At 63.6% G+C, this 20,177-nt stretch carries 18 protein-coding genes and 2 riboswitches; of the genes, 6 read left to right on the forward strand and 12 right to left on the reverse strand.

Annotated features, from left to right (window positions below):
* Positions 1 to 26: 26 nt before the first annotated feature.
* The 10 genes from gcvT to Q8R61_RS08700 form a co-directional block, all read right to left on the reverse strand.
* Positions 27 to 1,112 (reverse strand): glycine cleavage system aminomethyltransferase GcvT, encoded by a 1,086-nt coding sequence (gene gcvT / locus Q8R61_RS08655; protein ID WP_305536246.1) that lies wholly within the window; start codon positions 1,110 to 1,112, stop codon positions 27 to 29.
* A 38-nt stretch (positions 1,113 to 1,150) separates the two neighbouring features.
* Positions 1,151 to 1,260: riboswitch (glycine riboswitch) on the reverse strand.
* Positions 1,261 to 1,269: 9 nt separating this feature from the next.
* Positions 1,270 to 1,358: riboswitch (glycine riboswitch) on the reverse strand.
* A 58-nt stretch (positions 1,359 to 1,416) separates the two neighbouring features.
* On the reverse strand, positions 1,417 to 2,466 hold the full coding sequence (locus Q8R61_RS08660) for a zinc-ribbon and DUF3426 domain-containing protein (protein ID WP_305536248.1): 1,050 nt from the start codon (positions 2,464 to 2,466) through the stop codon (positions 1,417 to 1,419).
* On the reverse strand, positions 2,463 to 3,353 hold the full coding sequence (prmA, locus tag Q8R61_RS08665; RefSeq protein WP_305536250.1) for a 50S ribosomal protein L11 methyltransferase: 891 nt from the start codon (positions 3,351 to 3,353) through the stop codon (positions 2,463 to 2,465). The genes Q8R61_RS08660 and prmA overlap by 4 nt, the downstream gene beginning before the upstream one ends.
* 123 nt (positions 3,354 to 3,476) lie before the next feature.
* Entirely contained in the window at positions 3,477 to 4,829 is a 1,353-nt protein-coding gene (gene accC / locus Q8R61_RS08670) for an acetyl-CoA carboxylase biotin carboxylase subunit (RefSeq protein ID WP_305536253.1), read from the reverse strand.
* A 121-nt stretch (positions 4,830 to 4,950) separates the two neighbouring features.
* The gene (gene accB, locus Q8R61_RS08675; RefSeq protein WP_305536255.1) at positions 4,951 to 5,400 is read right to left on the reverse strand and encodes an acetyl-CoA carboxylase biotin carboxyl carrier protein; all 450 of its coding nucleotides are present in this window, start codon (positions 5,398 to 5,400) and stop codon (positions 4,951 to 4,953) included.
* Entirely contained in the window at positions 5,369 to 5,899 is a 531-nt protein-coding gene (gene aroQ / locus Q8R61_RS08680; protein WP_305536257.1) for a type II 3-dehydroquinate dehydratase, read from the reverse strand. Before aroQ ends, accB begins: the two co-directional genes overlap by 32 nt.
* 58 nt (positions 5,900 to 5,957) lie before the next feature.
* A complete protein-coding gene (locus Q8R61_RS08685; RefSeq protein ID WP_305536259.1) occupies positions 5,958 to 6,485 on the reverse strand; it encodes a TlpA disulfide reductase family protein in 528 nt (175 codons plus the stop codon).
* A gap of 81 nt (positions 6,486 to 6,566) precedes the next feature.
* The gene (gene ccsB, locus Q8R61_RS08690) at positions 6,567 to 7,706 is read right to left on the reverse strand and encodes a c-type cytochrome biogenesis protein CcsB (protein WP_305536261.1); all 1,140 of its coding nucleotides are present in this window, start codon (positions 7,704 to 7,706) and stop codon (positions 6,567 to 6,569) included.
* 18 nt (positions 7,707 to 7,724) lie between these two features.
* Positions 7,725 to 9,737: a cytochrome c biogenesis protein ResB gene (locus Q8R61_RS08695; protein WP_305536263.1), complete on the reverse strand. Its 2,013-nt coding sequence runs from the start codon at positions 9,735 to 9,737 to the stop codon at positions 7,725 to 7,727.
* A 170-nt stretch (positions 9,738 to 9,907) separates the two neighbouring features.
* Positions 9,908 to 10,522 carry a cytochrome c gene (locus tag Q8R61_RS08700; RefSeq protein WP_305536265.1) on the reverse strand — a complete coding sequence of 205 codons (615 nt, stop codon included), beginning with the start codon at positions 10,520 to 10,522 and terminating at the stop codon, positions 9,908 to 9,910.
* A 57-nt stretch (positions 10,523 to 10,579) separates the two neighbouring features.
* On the opposite strand from Q8R61_RS08700, the gene yihA reads away from it, so the two are divergent.
* From yihA to Q8R61_RS08730, 6 genes are all read left to right on the forward strand, one after another.
* On the forward strand, positions 10,580 to 11,206 hold the full coding sequence (gene yihA, locus Q8R61_RS08705) for a ribosome biogenesis GTP-binding protein YihA/YsxC (protein WP_305536267.1): 627 nt from the start codon (positions 10,580 to 10,582) through the stop codon (positions 11,204 to 11,206).
* A gap of 186 nt (positions 11,207 to 11,392) precedes the next feature.
* Positions 11,393 to 12,388 (forward strand): porphobilinogen synthase, encoded by a 996-nt coding sequence (gene hemB, locus Q8R61_RS08710; RefSeq protein ID WP_305536721.1) that lies wholly within the window; start codon positions 11,393 to 11,395, stop codon positions 12,386 to 12,388.
* A 132-nt stretch (positions 12,389 to 12,520) separates the two neighbouring features.
* The gene (locus Q8R61_RS08715; RefSeq protein WP_305536269.1) at positions 12,521 to 13,309 is read left to right on the forward strand and encodes a hypothetical protein; all 789 of its coding nucleotides are present in this window, start codon (positions 12,521 to 12,523) and stop codon (positions 13,307 to 13,309) included.
* Positions 13,310 to 13,426: 117 nt separating this feature from the next.
* A complete protein-coding gene (locus tag Q8R61_RS08720) occupies positions 13,427 to 14,530 on the forward strand; it encodes a hypothetical protein (protein ID WP_305536271.1) in 1,104 nt (367 codons plus the stop codon).
* The gene (locus tag Q8R61_RS08725) at positions 14,481 to 16,286 is read left to right on the forward strand and encodes a long-chain fatty acid--CoA ligase (protein WP_305536273.1); all 1,806 of its coding nucleotides are present in this window, start codon (positions 14,481 to 14,483) and stop codon (positions 16,284 to 16,286) included. The genes Q8R61_RS08720 and Q8R61_RS08725 overlap by 50 nt, the downstream gene beginning before the upstream one ends.
* Positions 16,283 to 17,422: an SDR family oxidoreductase gene (locus Q8R61_RS08730; RefSeq protein WP_305536275.1), complete on the forward strand. Its 1,140-nt coding sequence runs from the start codon at positions 16,283 to 16,285 to the stop codon at positions 17,420 to 17,422. The genes Q8R61_RS08725 and Q8R61_RS08730 overlap by 4 nt, the downstream gene beginning before the upstream one ends.
* Positions 17,423 to 17,462: 40 nt before the next feature.
* On the opposite strand, the gene Q8R61_RS08735 is transcribed toward Q8R61_RS08730, so the two are convergent.
* Both Q8R61_RS08735 and Q8R61_RS08740 read right to left on the reverse strand, forming a co-directional pair.
* Entirely contained in the window at positions 17,463 to 19,094 is a 1,632-nt protein-coding gene (locus Q8R61_RS08735; protein ID WP_305536277.1) for an FAD-binding oxidoreductase, read from the reverse strand.
* 156 nt (positions 19,095 to 19,250) lie between these two features.
* A complete protein-coding gene (locus tag Q8R61_RS08740; RefSeq protein WP_305536279.1) occupies positions 19,251 to 20,108 on the reverse strand; it encodes a PEP-CTERM sorting domain-containing protein in 858 nt (285 codons plus the stop codon).
* Positions 20,109 to 20,177 lie beyond the last annotated feature (69 nt).

Consider the following 20,177-nt stretch of genomic DNA (forward strand, 5'->3'; position numbering starts at 1 on the left):
AGCCCCTAGATCCTAGCCCCCCAAAATTAAATCAAAACTTTACCGTTACGCACAAACGGATACTTCACTACCTTCGCGCGCAGTTTCTTGTCGCGAATCTCGACCTCAACCTCCGCGCCCGGCGCGATGCCGAGCGGGATGCGGGCGAGCGCGATCGATTGCTGCATCGTAGGCGAAAACGTGCCGGAGGTGATTTCGCCGTCGCCGTTTTTGGTGTGGACCGTCTGGTGACTGCGCAGCACGCCCTTGTCCAGCAGGATCAGGCCGGCGAGCTGTTTCGTCACTTCACTTTTTTCCAGCGCGGCGCGGCCGACGAAGTCGCGTTCGGTCTTCATATCCACCGTCCAGGCGAGGCCGGATTCCAGCGGGCTGGTCGTTTCGTCCATGTCCTGGCCGTAGAGGTTCATACCGGCTTCAAGGCGCAGGGTGTCGCGCGCGCCGAGGCCGATCGGCTTGCCGCCGGCTTCCATCAGCGCTTTCCAGAAGAAGGGCGCGGACTTTGCCAGCACCATCACTTCGTAGCCGTCTTCGCCGGTGTAGCCGGTGCGGGCAATGAACATCTCGCCCATGGCCGCGGCGTTGAAAGGCTTGAGACTGACGGTGATGCTGTCGACGCCGGGTAGCGCCTCGTTCAGTGCCTGCGTGGCATTCGGGCCCTGGATCGCGATCATCGCGAGGTCGCGGCGCGGGGTGAGCGTCAGGCCCATGCCCCAGTCGGCGTTCATTTTTTCCATCCACGCCAGGTCCTTTTCCGCGGTGCCGGCGTTGACCACCAGGCGGAACCAGTTCTCGTCCATGAAATAGATGATGAGGTCGTCGATGACGCCGCCGCCTTCGTTCAGCATGCAGGAATACAGCGCCTTGCCGGACACCTGCAGCTTGTCGACGTTGTTGGCCACCAGGCGGCGCAAAAATGCCCGCACGTTGGCGCCCTTGATGTCCAGCGGCAGCATGTGGGAGACGTCGAACAGGCCGCAGCCCGAACGCACCGTGTGGTGCTCTTCGATCTGCGAGCCGTAGTTGACCGGCATGTCCCAGCCGCCGAAATCGACCATCTTGGCGCCGAGTTCGCGGTGGGTGGCATTGAGCGGAGTGTGCTTGAGGTCGGACATGGGGCACCAAAAATAAAAAAGGGTGAAGCGCGGATTCGCTTCACCCCTCTGTCCTTGGTACCTGAGAGATTACAGCCGGCTGTTTGACCAGCGGGCCGCTGCCCCTTCGGTGGCGATCGAGAAGACCGCGCTCTCCAGAGTTTTTTCCAGGGATTGCCTGGGGGTTGCGGTCCTTTTGCCTGAGCGATTCCGGGTGAATTGCGCCTTCGGCGGCGTGTCTGGCACGCGCTCTCCCGCAACGGGAGCCGGAACTATACCGAAGAAGCGAGCGCCCAGCCAGCCCCGTTCATCCGGCCGCGGGGACTCAATACACCAGCTGCAAATCGAAGCCCATCGGCGTCAGATCCTGCACGGTCAGCGGCAGGCTCAAGGGCTGCTCGCTGCGCGGAGGGATGCCGGCGGCGATGCGCGGCGTATCGCCCAGGTATTCGCTGGGGGCGAAGCTGCGGCGTGCCAGCGCGCGGCTGCGCTGGTCGGTAAGCGTGAGCACCAGCACCGGCCAGGCCTGGGCCTGGCCGGCGCGGTTGCCGAGGGTCAGCGAGAGCACCAGGTTGCCGTTCGGCTCGATTTGCAGGTCGGAACCGATGATCTGCAGCTGCGCCAGCTTTTTCGGCAGCGAGAGCGTGCAGCCCAGTGCGGCGCAGGCCTGCTCCAGCGCGGGCCGGGTCTGTGGCCACTGGCTGACCAGGGTGTCGCGCAGGAAATAGGTGGCCTGCGCGGCCAGCATCAGCAGGAGCACCAGACTGGCCGCGACCCACAGCCCGGTGCGGGCCCGCCGCGACGTAGTCGGAATGAACGCGCTGCCCGGCACGGCGGGGCGCATCTGCGGTTGCGCGTATTCGACCTGCGCCATCACCGGCCGGGCCGGCGGCGTGGTTTCGGCCAGCGGCCCCGACCACTGGTGCGGCGGGTACACCGGCGGCATCGTGGATTGGCCCGGGATCTGCGGCAGCGGACCGGGATCGTCGTCGGCCGGTGGCTGGTCGGGGTCGATCAGGATGATCGACGACAGGTCGGGCGCAGCCTCGCGCTGGGTGATGCCGACGGGCGTCGCCGCTTCGGTGTCTGTTTCCGGCACCGCGTCGGCGGGCAGGGCATCAGCTGTTTCCTCGGCAACGGGCGCGAGCGGGGTGTCGACGACCGGCTCGGGCAGGGCCGCTTCGGCCTCGACCGGTGCAGGCAGGCTGGGCTCGGGCGGCGGCAGCGGCGAGCCATCTGCATACAATAGGCTGGGGCGGGCGTCGAACGCCGCGCCGCACACGCTGCACTGCACCCAGCCCTGCGCGGCGTCGAGCTGGTCCGCGCCGAGGCGGAACACGCTGACGCAGTGTGGACAGGTGGTGCGGTAGTTCATCGCTTGACGCCCGCCAGGCGCACCCAGCCCTCGTCGAGTTCGGGCGGGTCGAAGTCAATGCTGTCACGGTAGACCGCCATCACATCGTCGGCCTGCTCGGCCAGAATGCCGGACAGCACCAGCTGGCCGCCGCACCGTACCCGGCCGGTCAGCAACGGCGCCATGCCCTTGAGCGGATTGGTGAGGATGTTGGCGACGACCAGGTCGTACTGGCCGGGCGCCAGTTCGCCCGGCAGGCAGAAGTGCGCCGGCACTTCATTCAGCGTGGCGTTGTCGTGCGAGGCGGTCACGGCTTGGTTGTCGATGTCGACGCCGTCGACCCGCGCTGCGCCGAGCTTGGCGGCGGCAATGGCGAGAATGCCGGAGCCGCAGCCGTAGTCGAGCAGGGTTTCGCCGCCCTGCAGATGGGCGTCGAGCCATCGCAGGCACAGCCGCGTGGTGGGATGGCTGCCGGTACCGAAGGCGAGGCCGGGGTCGAGCTTGAGGTTGATTGCGTGCGGGTCGGGCGCGTTGTGCCAGGTCGGCACGATCCACAACCGCGGCGAGATCGGAATGGGGTCGAACTGCGACTGGGTCAGGCGCACCCAGTCCTGCTCTTCGACGGTTTCGACCGTGTAGTCGGTGGGCACGGGGATGCCGGCGAGGTTTGCCGCGGCAGCCAGCGTTGCTGCCACGTCGGCTTCTGCGCTGAGCAGCGCGATCGCGATGCTGTGCGGCCACAATTCGGCCGTCGGGTGGTCGGGCTCGCCGAACAACGGCGTTTCATCGGCCGTACCGGCGTCGGCATCTTCCAGCGACACCGACAGCGCACCGGCTTCCACCAGCGCGTCGGACAGCGGCTCAGCCTGCTTGGAATCGACGAGGATGCGGACGGATTGCCAGGGCATGTCAGGGGTCAGGATTCAGGGGCTAGGGGTCAGGGGGTTTTGTGCGGCTGCGCCGCGGCTTCTTTGAACAAGACAAGGTGTGTCATGGTTTTTCCCTGACTCCTGAATCCTGGCCCCTGAATCCTAGCCAACCTTCTCCCCCGCCAGCTTGTGTTCCAGATAGTGAATGCTGGTGCCGCCGGCGATGAAAGCGGCGTCGTGCATCAGGTCCTGGTGCAGCGGGATGTTGCTGTGGATGCCTTCGACCACCATTTCCATCAGTGCACCGCGCATGCGGGCGATGGCCTGGTCGCGGGTGTCGCCGTAGGCGATCACCTTGCCGATCATCGAATCGTAATGGGGTGGCACGTAATAGCCGTGGTAGACGTGCGAATCGACGCGGATGCCGGGGCCGCCCGCAGCGTGGTAGTTGGTGAGCTTGCCGGGGCTGGGCACGAAGGTGGACGGATGCTCTGCGTTGATGCGGCACTCGATGGCATGGCCGCGGAAGCGGATGTCCTTTTGCTTCCAGGGTAGTTTTTCGCCGGCAGCAACGCGGATTTGCGTCTGCACAATGTCGATGCCGGTGATGAGTTCGGTCACCGGGTGCTCGACCTGCACGCGGGTGTTCATCTCGATGAAATAGAACTCGCCGTTCTCATACAGGAACTCGAAGGTGCCGGCGCCGCGGTAGCCGATCTTGCGGCAGGCTTCGGCACAGCGTTCGCCGATCTTGTCGCGCAGCTTGGGGTCAAGTCCGGGTGCGGGCGCTTCTTCCAGCACTTTCTGGTGGCGGCGTTGCATCGAGCAGTCGCGCTCGCCCAGGTGCACCGCGTTGCCGTGCTCGTCGGCGAGGATCTGGATTTCGATGTGGCGGGGCGTCTGCAGGAATTTTTCCATGTAGACCATCGGGTTGCCGAAGGCTGCCCCGGCTTCGGTCTTGGTCATGGTCACCGCGTTCAGCAGTGCGGCCTCGGTGTGCACCACGCGCATGCCGCGTCCGCCGCCGCCGCCGGCGGCCTTGATGATGACCGGGTAGCCGACGTGGTTGGCGGTTTTGATGATTTCCGCGGGGTCGTCCGACAGTGCACCCTCGGAGCCGGGCACGCACGGCACGCGGGCTTCGAGCATCGCGTGCTTGGCGGCAACCTTGTCGCCCATCAGGCGGATGTTGTCGGGGCGCGGGCCGATGAAGGTGAAGCCGGACGACTCCACGCGCTCGGCAAAGTCGGCGTTTTCCGACAGGAAGCCGTAGCCGGGGTGGATGGCTTCGGCGTCGGTGACTTCGGCGGCGGCGATGATCGACGGCACATGCAGATAGCTTTGCGCCGACGGCGCCGGGCCGATGCACACCGATTCGTCGGCCAGCTTGACGTACTTGGCGTCGCGGTCGGCCTCGGAATAGACGGCGACGGTCTTGATGCCCATTTCGCGGCAGGCGCGCTGGATCCTCAAGGCGATTTCGCCGCGGTTGGCGATCAGGATTTTTTCAAACATGGTTTTTGAGGGGTCAGGGGTCAGGATTCAGGATTCAGGGGATGAGCGGCTTTGCCACGTCATTTGAATAAGGCGCAAAGCACCTCCCCTGATCCCTGGCCCCTGATCCCTGACTCCTTCCTCAGGCAATCACAAACAAGGGCTCGCCGTACTCAACCGGCTGGCCGTTTTCAACCAGGATGGCCTTGATGACGCCGCCCTGATCCGATTCGATTTCGTTCAGCAGCTTCATCGCTTCGATGATGCATATCGTGTCGCCGGCATTCACGCTCTGGCCGACTTCGGCAAAGTTCTTCGAGCCTGGCGCCGGCGCGCGGTAGAAGGTGCCGACCATCGGCGAACGCACGACGTGGCCTTCGGGCATGGCGTCTTCCGCCGGAAGGGCAGCCACCGGTGCTGCAGCTGCCGGGGCGGGCGCATGCATCATCTGCGGGGCGTGGTGCATCATCATCTGCGCACCGGCAATGCTCTTGGCGATGCGGACCTTTTCTTCGCCTTCGGTGATTTCCAGCTCGGCGATGCCGGAGGCTTCGACCAGGTCAATGAGCTTTTTCAGTTTTCTGAGATCCATGGGGGGTCCTGTCGTGGAGATGTCGCAGCGCGTATTCCAGTGCCAGTTCGTAGCCCTGGGCGCCGAGCCCGGAGATCACGCCGACCGCGAGATCTGAAAAATACGAATGATGGCGGAAGGTTTCGCGCGCGTGGATGTTGGAAAGATGCACTTCGATGAACGGGATGGCCACCGCGGCCAGCGCATCGCGCAGGGCGACGCTGGTGTGGGTGTAACCCGCCGGATTGACGAGGATGAAGTCGACGTGATCGTGTGCCGCCTGATGAATGCGGTCGATCAGTGCGCCTTCGTGGTTGTTCTGGAAGACGTCGATCTGCACGCCGGCCGCGTCGCCGCGGGCACTCAGCGCCCGGTTGACGTCGTCGAGCGTGGCGAGTCCGTAGTGTTTGGGTTCGCGGCTGCCCAGCAGATTGAGGTTGGGGCCGTGCAGCACCAGCACGTGCGGGCGCAGACTGGATACCGATTTGGTCGCGGAGCGGCCGGTTCGCTTGGTCGTCATGGCGGCGAGTTTGCCGTAAATGGGGGTTAATTGTCTAGATATTGACGCTAAATCACAACTATGCGCCGAATTTCCGCAAAGTGGCGTCGAGCGTGGCGCGCGGCAGCCGTCCAAGGTGGGCCAGAACGACCTGGCCGTCGCGATCGAGCACGATCGTGAAGGGCAGGGCCCCACTCGGGTTGCCCAGCGCGCGTGCGAGGCTGTGGGCGGCGCCCTCACCGATCAGGATCGGGTAACTGACCGGCATCTGCTGCAGAAACTGCGCGACGCTGGCCGCATTGTCGATCGCGATGCCGACAAATTCGACGCCGTTGGCGCGATGTTCGGTGCGCAAGGCGTCAAAATCCGGCATTTCCTCCCGGCACGGCGCGCACCAGCTGGCCCAGAAATTCAGCACCAGCGGCTGGCCGCGCCATTGCGAGAGCGGCTGGGTGCGGCCCTGCAGATCCGGATACGCGAGTTGCCACATCCCGCTGACCGCGCTGGCCTCGGCTGGCTGCGGGGCGTAGCGCGACTGTGCCAGCCAGGCACCGGCAGCGAGCGCAAGCAGCGCGAGGGGGAAGAGGTAAAACCATTTTTTCAGCATGCGCTCTCGCCGGGAAGCATTCGCCGCCCCTGCGGGCGGCGAATTCAGGCGTTTCTGGACACGAACGTGACGGGCTACGGCTTACAGTTCGCCGTAGGAATGCAGGCCCGACAGGAACATGTTGACGCCGATGAAGGCGAAGGTGGTGATGAACAGGCCGACCACCGCCCACCAGGCCAGCAGCGGGCCGCGCAGGCCCTTGACCAGACGGATGTGCAACCAGGCGGCGTAGTTCAGCCACACGATCAGCGCCCAGGTTTCCTTCGGGTCCCACGACCAGTAGCCACCCCAGGCTTCGGCCGCCCACATCGCGCCGAGGATGGTGGCGATGGTGAAGAAGGCGAAGCCGATCGCGATCGACTTGTACATCACGTCGTCGAGCACCTCGAGCTTGGGCAGGCGACTGGCGAGAATGCCGCGCGAGGCCAGCAGGTAGGCGCCGCCCAGCATGGCGGCGATCGAGAAGCCGCCGTAGCCAACAAAGTTGGCGGGCACGTGGATCTTCATCCACCACGACTGCAAGGCCGGCACCAGCGGCTGGATTTCATGCGCGCCGCGGTCGAAGGTGTACCAGAGAATGAAGGCAACTGCGGCCGAGATGACGAGCAGCACGAAGGCGCCCATCTGGCGTGCCTGCGAGCGCGCCTCGTAATAGAGGTACATCATCGCGGTGACAAGGCAGAACAGCACGAACACCTCGTACAGGTTCGACACCGGGATGTGGCCGATGTCCGGGCCGATCTGGTGCGACTCGTACCAGCGCACCATCAGGCCGGTCCAGCCGAAGGTGACGGCCGCCCAGGTCAGCGCGGTGCCGGTCTTCAGCATAAAGTCCGAGCGGGCCAGCAGCCCGGCCCAGTAGGCGACAGTGGCGAACGCGAACAGTGCACACATCCACATGATCGCGGCCTGGCTGGAGATCAGGTATTTGAGGAAGAAGGTTTCTTCCATCCGTGCGAGGTTGCCGTCGTAGAGGCTGAGCGCGAACAGGCTCAGCGCGCCGACGACCAGGAAGAGCGGCCGGAACGGTTTCCAGAACCAGCCGCCCATCACCAGCGACGGGATGGTGGCGAGCAGAATGCTCTTCTCGTAGCCATCCATGAAGTCGCCGTAGCGGGCGAAGGCTGCGATGCCGCCGGCCACGACGATGGCGGCGAACAGCCAGTCGAACCAGGACAGGCGTTTGAACAGCGGGGCGGGTTGATTGAGTGCAAGTTCCATGTCTGTAGAGCCTCCGGATTACTTGACAAGCGTGTCGAGCGCTTGCGAATGCTGGACGAATTCTTTTTCGAAATCGATGGTATGTTTGGCCGACGACATCGCCAGCAGCGCGTGGCCCGGCTTGATGCGCAGCCAGATCCGGCGTTCGCGCACATAAAGCATGAAGAATACGCCGAGCGTCAGCAAAAGCGAACCCAGGTAGACGATGTTCTGACCGGGCGAGCGGGTCAGCTGCAGGCCGCTGGCCTTGACCTCGTCGAACTGCATTAGTTGCAGATAGATCGGTGCGCCATAGACGAACAGGTCGCTCACGCTGTTGAGCGTGTCGCGCACCAGCCAGCCGGTGGCGTCGTCGGGCGCACGCGGCGGCAACCCGGCTTCGCGGTTGGCAATCTGCAGCGCTTCGAAGGCGGCCAGCTCGAGAATGCGCAGATAGGTGCCGGCAGCCCGTTCACCATCGGATTCGGGCACCCGCTCCTCGATGAAGCGGCCCAGCGACTGGAAGCCGCCCTCGGCGAACATGGCCAGCACCTGCGCCGCGCTGAACTTCAGCTTGTCCTCGATTTCGGTGCCCCAGGCCTCCTGTGGCAGCGCCTGGCGCGCGAAGCGGGCGGCGATCTCGGGGTGCTGTTCCTTGTTCAGCAACACGCCGCGCAGGCGCATGTAGCTGTCGATGCTGCCGTCGGCATCGAGCGGCATGCGCAGGTAGCGGAAGTCGTCCGTGGGTGTTTCGCGCACGCCCGACATCAGGAACCAGCGGCCCTCCAGCTCGAGCGGCAGCATGTAGTTGGAAAACTCGCGTGCCTGTCCACGCGCATCGCGCAGCTTGTACTGAAAGCTCGGACCGACGTTGCGCAGGTGCCGGTTGTCGCTGACCGGGCTGCCGCCGAGCACGCTCATGCTGTCGCGAGGCGTCTCGATTTCGCCGCCCATGTTTTCGATGTTGAAAGGGCGGAAATCGTTGAACTCGAGCGTGTAATCGCCGGCCGTGCTGGTCAAGGTGCTGTTCTGGTGAACCGTGCCTTCGAGGGGGAATTCTGAGGCCGTCGGGGCGAACAGGTTCCAGCCGCGCAGCGTCAGGCGGGTACCGCCGTCGGCGAAGCTCGCCTGATAGATGGCGACGCCGTCGTGGATCAGCGGGTGATTGACCTCGATCGTCGCTTCGCGGATCTTGTTGCCGGCGTGGTCGAACAGTTCGACGTCGCTCTCGAAGCTTTTCGGTTGTCCGGTGCTGTAGTGCTCGATGCGGAATTCCTTCAGCGCCACCACGAACGGCAGTTCCTGCACCAGATAGCCGTCGGCCACGTTGAGGAAAGCCACGTCGGCGCTGGAGCCTTCGGGAATCTGCACGCTGCCGCGGAACGACGGATTGGACGGGGTCAGGCGCGAAATCGCCGGCACCTGGCTTTGCGGAATGTCGCGCGTTTCGATCTTCTTGTAGCCCAGCACCTGCTGCGCCTTGAAAATTAGGTTGCCGTCCATCAGACCGCCGATGCAGATGATCACGATGGCCGCGTGCGCCAGGAAATAGCCGAGGCGGTTCCAGCTCCCGGCCTTGGCGGCGAGCAGCACGCCGCCCTCGCGCGGCACGTTTTTCACCTTGTAGCCCTGGCCTTCCAGGTAGCGCTGCGCGCTGGCGGCAAGTGCTTCTGGGGTTTGTTCGGTGGGCGCTTCGTGCTTGTGCTTGAACGCATTCAGCGACTGGTCGCTGACGTGCTCGCGGAAGCTTTTCATTTCGCGCGCGAAGTTCGGCGCGTTGCGCCAGATGCAGACGCTGACGGATGCGACGAGGAAGGTCAGGATGACCAGAAACCACAGCGCATGGTAGACGTCGTACAGCCCCAGTTTCTCGAATACCTGGAACCAGAACGGCCCGAGCTGGATGAGGTAGTTGGCGTAGGGCTCGGACTGCTTCAGCACGGTGCCGATGATGGACGCGATCGCAAGGATGGACAGCAGGCTGATCGCAAAGCGCATCGAGCTCAACAGCTCGAACAGGGACTTGCCAAAGGAGTGGGAAGCAGTGGTCATGGAGGGCAACAATAAAAAAGGGTGACACCTGTCACCCTTCTATCGACTCAGGGATGGCCAACAAGTTTACCCGAAGGTGCCGATCGTGACTGCAAAGCCGGCTAGTCCGAATGAACCCTGCTTCCCCAACGGGCGCGCGCCCGGCTAGAAAGCGTGAGCGGTCACCCCGTTCAGCGCAGGCCCTGGATATAGGCGGCCACGGCCTTCATCTCAGCATCGGTCATCTTGGCGGCGATGCTGCGCATCATCCGGGCGCCGTCGTTGGCACGGGCCTCGACGCGGAAGGCGTTCAGCTGCGTGTAGGTGTATTCCGCATGCTGACCGGCCAGGCGCGGGAACTGGACGGGGATGCCCTTGCCCTGAGCGCCGTGGCACGAAGCGCAAGCCGGCACGCCGGTGCCTTGCACGCCGCCGCGGTAGATTTTCTGGCCGATCAGCGCCAGCTCCTGGTCCTTGGCGGTCGCCGGCTTGGGCTGCTGGGCGCTAAAGTAGGCGGCCAGATTCTGCATATCCTGTGGGCTGAGGGTGCTGACAATGCCGCTCATCACCGGGTTCTTGCGCGCGCCAGACTTGTAATCGGTGAGCTGCTTGTGAATGTATTCCGCATTGAGCCCGGCCAGCTTGGGATTGGCCGCCGCGGCGCTGTTGCCGTCTGCCGCGTGGCAGGCCGCACATACTTGAGTGACGATGCTTTCGGCCGCCTTGGGGTCGCCTTTGACCGCAGTGGGGTTGGCGTAGGCGGAGGTGGTTGCGAGGAGTGCAACCAGAGAGACGACGAGTTTCATCAAAAGCTCCTGAAGCTTGCAAAACTTGGGAAAACGGGTAGTTTAGCGGTAACTAATATGACTGCCAAGCCCGTGCTTAATCGCGCCCAATTCCATACATCGGTCGCCCAGCTGCGCGATTTGCCCTACAGCCAGGCGGAAATCGCGTTCGCCGGCCGGTCCAATGCCGGAAAGTCGAGCGCAATCAATCTGTTGACGCGAATCAATCGCCTCGCCTACACGTCCAAAACGCCGGGACGCACGCAGCTTATCAACTTTTTCGCGCTGGACCCCGATATTTATCTGGTTGATCTGCCGGGCTACGGTTATGCCAAAGTGCCGCCCGCAGTGAAAGCAAAGTGGGAAACCCTGCTGTCGCGCTATCTGCAGGAGCGTGACGCGTTGCGGGGTCTGGTGCTGATCATGGATGCGCGCCACCCGCTCACCCCGCTGGACCGGCAGATGCTGGACTGGTTTACCCCTACCGGCAAGCCGGTGCACATTTTGCTGTCGAAGGCCGACAAGCTTTCCAACAGCGAAAAAGCGTTGACCTTGCGCAAGGTCAAGCAGGAAATCGCCGCGCGCGACGGCGTCAGCGTGCAGCTGTTTTCCAGCCTGTCGCGCCAGGGTGCCGACGAGGCGGCTGCACTGATCGAGGGCTGGTTTGCGCAGTCGCGGCAGCCCGATACCCAGAGCGCCGGATGAACAATCCGGCCGCCAGAATAAAAAAGCCCCGACCAAGGGAGGGATCGGGGCTAAAAATGCCTTAAGGGGATTAAGGCATCCCGCTCAGGGAGGAGAAGCGGGAGACGATGCAAAGATCGTCTGCTTAGTAGAGTAGACCCCCTTGGGTAAAGTTCCATACGCTTTCAATTGGAGAAGTTCGTGAGTCTGCCATTCGCTTCATTCCCCGCATCCCGTATGCGCCGCATGCGCCGCGACGACTTTTCGCGTCGCCTGATGCGTGAGCACACACTTACGTCAAATGATTTGATCTATCCGGTGTTTGTGCTGGATGGATCGAAGCGTCGTGAGGCGGTGGCATCAATGCCCGGGGTCGAGCGGCTGTCGATCGACCTCCTGCTGCCGGTGGCCGAGGAGTGCGTGCAACTGGGGATTCCGGCGCTGGCGCTGTTTCCGGTGATCGACACGGCACTGAAGACCCTGGGCGCCGAAGAGGCACTCAATCCGGACGGCCTGGTCCCGCGCACCGTGGCGGCGCTGAAAAACCATTTTCCTGGGCTGGGTATCATCACCGACATTGCGCTCGATCCCTACACCAGCCACGGCCAGGATGGCCTGATCGACGACACCGGCTACGTGCTGAACGACGAGACCGTCGCCGTGCTGGCGCAGCAGGCGGTGGTGCACGCCCAGGCTGGCGCCGACATCGTCGCCCCATCCGACATGATGGATGGCCGTGTTGCCGCGCTGCGCGCTGCGCTGGAAGGCAGCGGTCACATTCACACCCGCATCCTGGCCTATGCGGCCAAGTACGCCTCCAGTTTCTATGGCCCGTTTCGCGACGCGGTCGGCTCCGCCGCCAACCTCGGCAAGGGCAATAAATATACCTATCAAATGGACCCTGCCAACAGCGATGAAGCCCTGTGGGAGGTTGGCATGGACCTGCAGGAAGGCGCCGACATGGTCATGATCAAGCCGGGCATGCCCTATCTGGATGTCATTCGCCGCGTCAAGGATGCCTACGGTGCGCCCACCTATGCCTATCAGGTGAGTGGGGAATACGCTATGTTGAAAGCTGCAGCGCAGAACGGCTGGCTGGATGAGAAGGCGTGTGTGATGGAAGCGTTGTTGGCTTTCAAGCGTGCTGGCGCGGATGGTGTGCTGACGTATTTCGCTAGGGATGCGGCGCGTTTCCTGAAATGAAAATGTAAAAGAAGTAAATTGCATCATGCGTCAAGTTTTGCACGGTGGCTGCCGAAATATTGATTGTTAGCAGCCAATCTCCAGCAGGTAAACGGACCCCGCGCGATCAGACCGTGCTCACCCCGCAGGACTATGCCCACCATTCCAAAACTTCCATTCGGCATCAAAAACCGTCGCCAGGACCCAGACGAATGGGACAAGACGATTGTTGCCTTTCAGTCGCCCTACCGGCTGAAGGACCTGTGCCTCGACCAGAGCAAGGCGCAGGACGAGGAGATGACCCGCGTCAGCCGTCAGGAATTCAAGGTGCGTCTGGCGACGACGGACGACCGGCGCAAGTCCGCCAGCCTGCTGATTGAAAAGATGTACAGCTGGCGCGGGTATGAAAGCGATAGCCTGAATCACGACCCCAACCGGATCACCCTGGTGGCTTACCAGGAGAACATCGTGGCCGGGACGGTGACACTGGGACTGGACAGCCATAAAGGGCTGGTGGTGGACGAGTTGTACAAGGAGGAGGTCGACACGCTTCGGGCTCAAGGCCGAAGAATTGCCGAGTTGACCAAGCTGGCCGTGGATGAAAGTGCAGCCTCCAAATCGGTCCTGGCTGCGCTGTTTCATATTGCCTTCATCTATGCTTTCCACATCCACAAGTACACAGACTTTGTGATCGAGGTGAACCCGCGCCATGTGTTCTTCTACAAGCGGATGCTGGGATTCGAACTGCTCGGGCATGAGCGGATGTGCCCCCGGGTCAACGCACCGGCCGTCCTGCTGCATCTGGACCTGAGTTATATCGAGCAGAAAATCGCCACGCTGGGGGGCGCGTTGCCGCCGCCACCCGGAGAAAAGTCGCTCTATCCCTACGGATTTTCAAAAGAGGATGAACTGGGTATCGCGCAACGCCTTCAAGGCGGCTAGGAATTGGCTTCACCGAGGCTTGGTGCAACGCGCGGCCAGTTTGACTGCAAACAATGCAAGCCCTTGTCCGCATGCGCCGATCCATACGTTGGCGCAGCCCCCTGAGAGCAGGATGCAATGAAAAAATGTAAGCAATGCCTGTTGCCGGCGGCCGTGCCCGGCTCGCAGATCGGTCCCGATGGCGTGTGCGGTTTTTGTCGCGCGCCCGCTGCCGAACGGGCATCGGTCCAGCCCAACCCGGCCCATCGTGACGATCTGGAGCAGACCCTGCGCGCCGCCCACGGGGGGACGGGTCGTGGCCAGTATGATTGCCTGGTTCCGCTCAGCGGTGGCAAGGACAGCATCTATCTGCTGCACAAGCTGAAGGTCGAGTATGGCCTGCGCGTGCTGGCGTACACCACCAACATCGATCTGCCGGAGGTGGCCTGGAGCAATATCCGCACCGCGCTGGCCCGCCTCGACATCGACCACGAAGTCTTCAACCCGGCGCCTGCGTTCATCAGAAAACTGTTCCGCTACCTGCTGCAAAACCAGGAAGCGCGCGGTGCCGTCTACACGGTGTCCTATGTCTATGCGCCGCTGTTCGAGGGCGATGCCATTCGCCTGGCGATCGAGAAAGACATTCCGCTGATTCTTGCCGGCTATTCGCCCGGTCAGCCCGAACCAGAGCGCATGCTGTACGAGTTTTCTCCCGAGCTCATCCGCGCGGAAGACTGGACGCCACCCCAACTCAAGACCTGCGGCGCGTTCACCGACGATGAGTTGAGGCGCTTCTACAATCCGCTTGAAATGCCCGCAGATACGCGCTTTCCACGCTATCTTGCGCCATTCCACGCGTGGGATTACGACCAGGACGAGGTCATGCGCAAGGTCGCCGAACTCGGCCTCGTCAAGCGCGGCCGCCATGCCAGCCCGATCGTCAGCAACTATCCGATCAACTGGCTGATGATGTATTCCGACCTCAAGCATTTCGGCTACAACCCGTATGCCCCGGAGTTTGCCGCGCTGATACGCGAAGGCAAGGCCAGCCTGAACCACTGGCGGATCATGGCGCCATTGGTCGACTTCATGATCCGGCGCAAGGTCCTGCTTGGCCGCGACGTCAGCCGCAGCCAGCAATGGCTCGACCTGACCGACGACGACCTGCGCATCAACCTGCCCGAAGGGGCGTATGACCCGCCCCTCCTGCGCCGGCAGGCACGCGATGCCGGCCGGGCCTGACAGCGTCCCCAACTGGCTTGCGGCACGCGCCGCACAGTCGCCGCAGCAACCGGCCTACTGGCAGCGCACGTCCGCAGGCGACTGGACAAGCGTCAACTGGGGCGAGGTGCAGGACCGCGTCCAGACGCTGGCCGCGCACCTGCTGCGCTTGGGCCTGCGTGCCGGCGACCGCGTCGCCATCATGATGCCGACGGTGCCCGAGTGGGAATACTGCCACTTGGCCGTGCTGGCTGCAGGCGGCGTGGTGGTCGGCATCGACGCCCACGATGCGCCCGAAAATACCCGCCACATCCTGCACACCGTTCGGCCGCGCGCGCTCTGCCTGGCAGCAGGCGAACAGCTCGAATCGCTGAAAGCGCTGATGCCCGAGCCGCCGGACATCGTGGTGACGCTGGATGCGGACAACGCGCCCGGCATCACATCGCTCCCCTGCCTGCTCACGGCCGCCTGCGATCCGGTGCAGCCTCTGCCGGAGGTGAGTCCAGACCAGACGGCGACCCTCGTTTTCACTTCGGGCAGCACCGGCCAGCCCAAAGGCATCGCCTATACTCATGGACAGCTCTGCCTGGCGGCTGAGGCCATCCTCAGCCGTTTCCCGTCCATTCAGGCCGACGCCCGGCTGGCGTGCTGGCTGCCGCTGTCCAACCTGTTCCAGCGCATCATCAACCTGTGTGCACTCAAACGCGGCACCCAGTGCTACTTCGTCGATTCGCCGGCCGACATCGTCAAGCGGCTGCCGGAAATCCGTCCTGCACTGTTCATCGGCGTGCCGCGTTTTTACGAAAAGCTGCATGCGGGCATCGAGGCCGAAATCGCGCGCCAATCCTGGCTGGCCAGGCAGGCAGTTCGCGTAGCCTGGCGCATCGGCGAGCGTTTTCAGCGGACGCGGCGAGCGGGCGGGTCGCCCGTCTGGTGGAGCGTTGCGGCGCATGCGCTCGCCGACCGGCTTGTCTTGCAGAAGCTGCGCCACCTGATGGGACCGGACCTGAAGTTCATGGTCAGCGGCTCGGCGCCGATGCCGCCCTGGCTGCTGGACAAATTGCATGGTTTGGGCTGGCTGGTGCTGGAAGCCTATGGCATCAGCGAGTGCGTCGTGCCGATCGCCAACAACACGCTCGAAGCCTACCGTTTCGGCAGCGTCGGCCGGCCGCTGCCGGACAACGTACTCAAGCTGGCCGATGACGGAGAAGTGCTGGTGCGCGGGCCGGGCGTTTTCACGGGCTACTACGGCCAGGCGGACGCCGACACCCCGCTCGACGCCGATGGTTACCTGCATACCGGGGATCTTGCGCGCCTCGATGCAGACGGGTTTTTGTGGCTCACCGGGCGCAAGTCCGAAGTATTTAAGACCTCGACCGGGCGGCGCATCGCGCCGGTGCCGATCGAGTCGGCGCTGAGGCAATTGCCCTATGTGGAACATGCCGTGGTGTTCGGGCGCAACCGGCCGGTTGCGGTCGTCCTGCTCAGCGTGACCCCGCAACCGGTCGGCTTCACCGCACCCTTGTCCAGCGAGACACTGCGCCGCATCGGTGATGACATCGCCGCTGCCTGCGCCCCGTTCCCTGCTTATCAAAGGCCTGCGGGCGCGCTGGTGAGCCCGCGCGGTTTCAGCATCGCCGCCGGCGAACTGACCAGCAATCTGAAGCTCAGGCGCAATGCCATCGAGACCCTCAACGAGCGCGAAATCGACGCGCTGTATGCACAGCTCGCCGATTCAACCGATCATTCCCGCTGCCTGATCCAGGAGATTGCATGAGCGTTTATTTTCTAACCGGCGGCACCGGTGCGGTGGGCAGCTCGATCGTGCCGCTGCTGCTGGCCGATCCCGACACCGAAGTCAGGTTGTTATTGCGCGCCGAGTCGGATGCTGCCCTGGCGGAGCGCATGCAATCTCTGGCCGGCTATTGGGGCTGGGCCGAATCGTCTGAGCAGCGCGCACGGGTCAAGGCCTACCGGGGCGATGCTGCCGTAGCGAATTTCAATTTGCCGGATGACCAGTACGCGGAGCTGGTCGGGGCGTGCACGCATCTCATCCACAGCGCCGGGACGGTCCGCATGAATTTGTCGATCGAGGATGCGCGTCGCTCCGCGGTCGGGTCCGCCCAGGCAACCGTTGATTTCGCCCGCCGGCTGGCTGCCGCAGGGCGACTGCGCAAGTTCGACTATGTCAGCACTGTCGGCGTCGCCGGCAAACGCCCCGGCGCCCTGCCCGAGATCTGGATGGACGAGCCGCGCGCGTTTCACAACACCTATGAGCAGGCCAAGGCCGAAGCCGAGGAAATTATCCGCCGCGCCATCGTCGACGAAGGGCTGCCGGTCACCGTGCACCGCCCGAGCATGGTGATCGGTGATGCGCGCGACGGTCGCATCATCCATTTCCAGATTTTCTATTTCATCTGCGAATTCCTGTCCGGCTGCAAGACGCGGGGCCTGTATCCGGATTTCGGCGAGGTCAGGCTCGACGTCATTCCCGCCAACTGGGTGGCCGAAGCCATCGTCGCCGCCAGCCGCGATCCGCAGACAGCGGGGCGCATCTTTCATTTGTGCAGCGGCCCGGAGCAGGCGCCGCGGCTGGAAGAACTCAAGGCGTTGGTGCGCACCGCCTTCACCACCCACGGCATGCGCGTACCCCTCGGCATTCGCATGCCGCGCGGCGTATTTGCCGCGCTTGCCCGGGTGGCCGCCCGTCTGGCGCCGCCTTCCCAGCGCAAGGCTTTGTCCACCCTGCCCATCTATCTCGATTACCTGGCCGACCGGCAGGGCTTCGACAACGCGGCGTATACCGGCTGGCTGGCCAGCCGCGGCCTGCGTCTTCCGCTGGCCGCAGACTACTTGCCGCGGGTGCTGGGTTATTACCTGGACAAGCGCTACCCGCCCGACACCGAGGCGTAAAGCGTTCCGCGCCAGGGCGGGAGGGGGTGTGTCGGCACGCTCAGTCGCGCGGCGGCGTGCCGTAGCGTCCGGGGGCGATCAGGTTCTGCGGGTCGAGCGCCTGCTTCAGTGTCGCCAGCATGTCCTTTGCGACTGGATTTGAGTCCAGCGCCCCGGTCATGCTCATGGTCGTCGTGCGGTAGGTCGGATAGCCCTGCGCGAGGAAGGCATCGTGCATTTCCTGGTACCAGGCCCGCGCGCGTTCGGCTTCGGCTTCGTCCTTGCGCTCGTAGAACACCCCCGCCAGCACGATCACCGAGCGGGCGCTTTCGACGATCACCTCGACGAAGAAATCGAACTCGTGGCGGGCGAAGATGGGCTTGGCCAGCTCAAGCGCTTGCGTCACGTGGGTGGAGGTGAACGGCACCACCGGGCCGATCCAGACAAACCCGCACTGGTCGCGCGCCGGGTCGATATCGGTGGACGGCTTCTCCTGGTGCGACTTGAAATACGCCTGGCGGACGAAGTGGTCGGTGGGGATGCCGCGAAACAGATTGATCGCCGGAACCATCGCCTCGTAGAACGAATCGGCCTTGCCCAGCAGCCGGTTGCCCCAGCGTGCTGCCAGACGAAAAACCCGGCCCTTCCACTTGTCCTGGACCGAGGCGCCGACGAAGCGTATCAAGCCGTAGCGTCCCAGCGTCTGCTTGATGGCGCGCTTCTGGAAGCGGATTTCCTCCGGACTGCCGTACAGGCCGCAGCCGAAGGTCCAGCGCGCCACCCCATATTTTTTTCGCCAAGCGGCGGCAGCGTCCTCGCTTAAATTGCGCGCGCCTTCCAGCAGGTCATGCGGGTACTGGGAAAAAATGCACATCATGGCAAAGTCGTTGGCCAAGTGCGGCCGCGCACGTAGCGCGCCCTGGAATACCAGCTTGCGCAGGTCGTCGATGAACGGTCCGAACTGCGCTTCCGTGGCGGTGTATTCGAAGGCGGCGAAGTCGAAGCGCTCGGGCGCCGGCATCAGCCAGATGCCCGACTGCACCACGATGCCGAGGTTGGATTGGGCGAACAGCCCATCCAGATAAGGTCCCACCCCCCATTTATAAGTATGGCGGATCTGGTTGTTGCCGGCGGGGCCGCCGCCGGTTTCCAGAAGTTGTCCGTCCGGCAGCACCACGTCCATGCCGCACAGGCAGCCAAAGTGGTCGGCATAGGGCGTGAGCCCCCGGCCCTTGTCGAGTGCATTGCCCAGCACGCTGGCATATTGCGTGGTGCCCGCCGTGTCGGCCCAGAAGCCCGATCCGTGTTCTTTCAGGTAATCGTTCAACTGCTTGTAGGTGACCCCCGGCTCGATCACCGCATAGCCCAGTTCTTCATCCACCTGCAGGATGCGGTTCATGCGTGAAAGGATCAGGGTGATTCCACCCGGGTAGCAGGCCGTTCTTTCTCCATACCCCCAGTTCTTGCCGGTGCTCACCGGCCAGACAGGCACGTCGAATTCGCGGGCAAGCTGCATCACCGCCTGCACCTGCCCGGCATTGGCCGGATACACCACGACGGCGGGCAACTCGCGGTAGGGGATGCAGGTGCGCGAGGCCACCTCCAGCTGGCCGGGCTCGCTCAGCACATTGTCAGGCCCCAGGTGCGCCTGGAGCTTTTCGAGCAGGCCTGCAGGGAGCGGTGTGGCGGTCATGTATGGGTCCGGGTCAGGCGAGTTGGCCCATTCTAGCCCGTGGGCCACGGCGGTGTAAGGGCTTGCGCAGGGTGCCCTGTTGCGCCCATAAAAAAGCCCCTCCAACTGGAGGGGCTTGGCGTGCGATCAGCCCGGGGGCTGTCGGGTAGCCGAGTCTTAAGCGCGCTTCTTGTTGCGGCGAGCGATGCCCAGACCGAGCAGGCCGATACCCAGAAGGGCGAGGGCTGCGGGTTCCGGGACGACCGTCGCGCCGCGGGTGTTCAGCGTGCCCTGCAGACACCATGCGCCGGGAGCAGCCTGACCCGTTGCGCAACCTGCGGCGAAGCCGTCGGCGACGTCTTCGGGGTTCAGGACGAAGTTGTTGCTCGACGAGGTCAGCACGATGTCGGCGAAACCGCCGAGGTTGTCAGCGATGGAGTTGCCATCCAGGTAGGCTGCGACCGAAGCCAGACCGAACACAGCGCTAATGTCGACATCAACCATGCCCTGGCCGTTCTGGGTCAGCGTGGCGCCCGTCAGGGTGCCGTTGCCGTTCAGCGTCTGGGTGGCATTGAAGCCCACCGGGTTCACCACGTTGAAGATCGGATCGGCAAAGGTATGGCCGAGCAGGCGAACCCAAGGCGTCATGCCCTGGATGGTCGCAACGTTGGTCGGCGAGTTCTGGTCGAACATGTTCAACTGGGGGCCCGCGTTGTAATAGATGTCAATTACGCCGCCGGTGAACTGAACCCCTGCGCCGTTGAAGGCGGAGACGGTGTAATTGGAAAAGTGGTAATACAGCGAGCAGCTGCCGACTGCGCAGTAATTGTTCGAGCCGTTGATGGTGGAGATGACGCCGTAACCCTGCAGCGACTGGCCGACACCGTTGACGAAGGTTTCGGCGAGCGTTGCCGTTTCAATGTGGACGGTACTGCCCAGTGCGCCGAAGTTGATGCCGCCAACGACGACGGCGGCGGCGGGTGCGGAAGCTGCGATTCCAAGTGCGGCAACTGCAGCGGTGATGATTTTGTTCATGGTATGAGCCCTCGTTAGTAAATTTCCAAAAGCCTTGGCTTTCCGGCTTGCCTAACACTAAGCAACAGC

Origin of the sequence: Thiobacillus sp. (genome assembly GCF_030696885.1) — a bacterium.
GTDB lineage: Bacteria > Pseudomonadota > Gammaproteobacteria > Burkholderiales > Thiobacillaceae > Thiobacillus.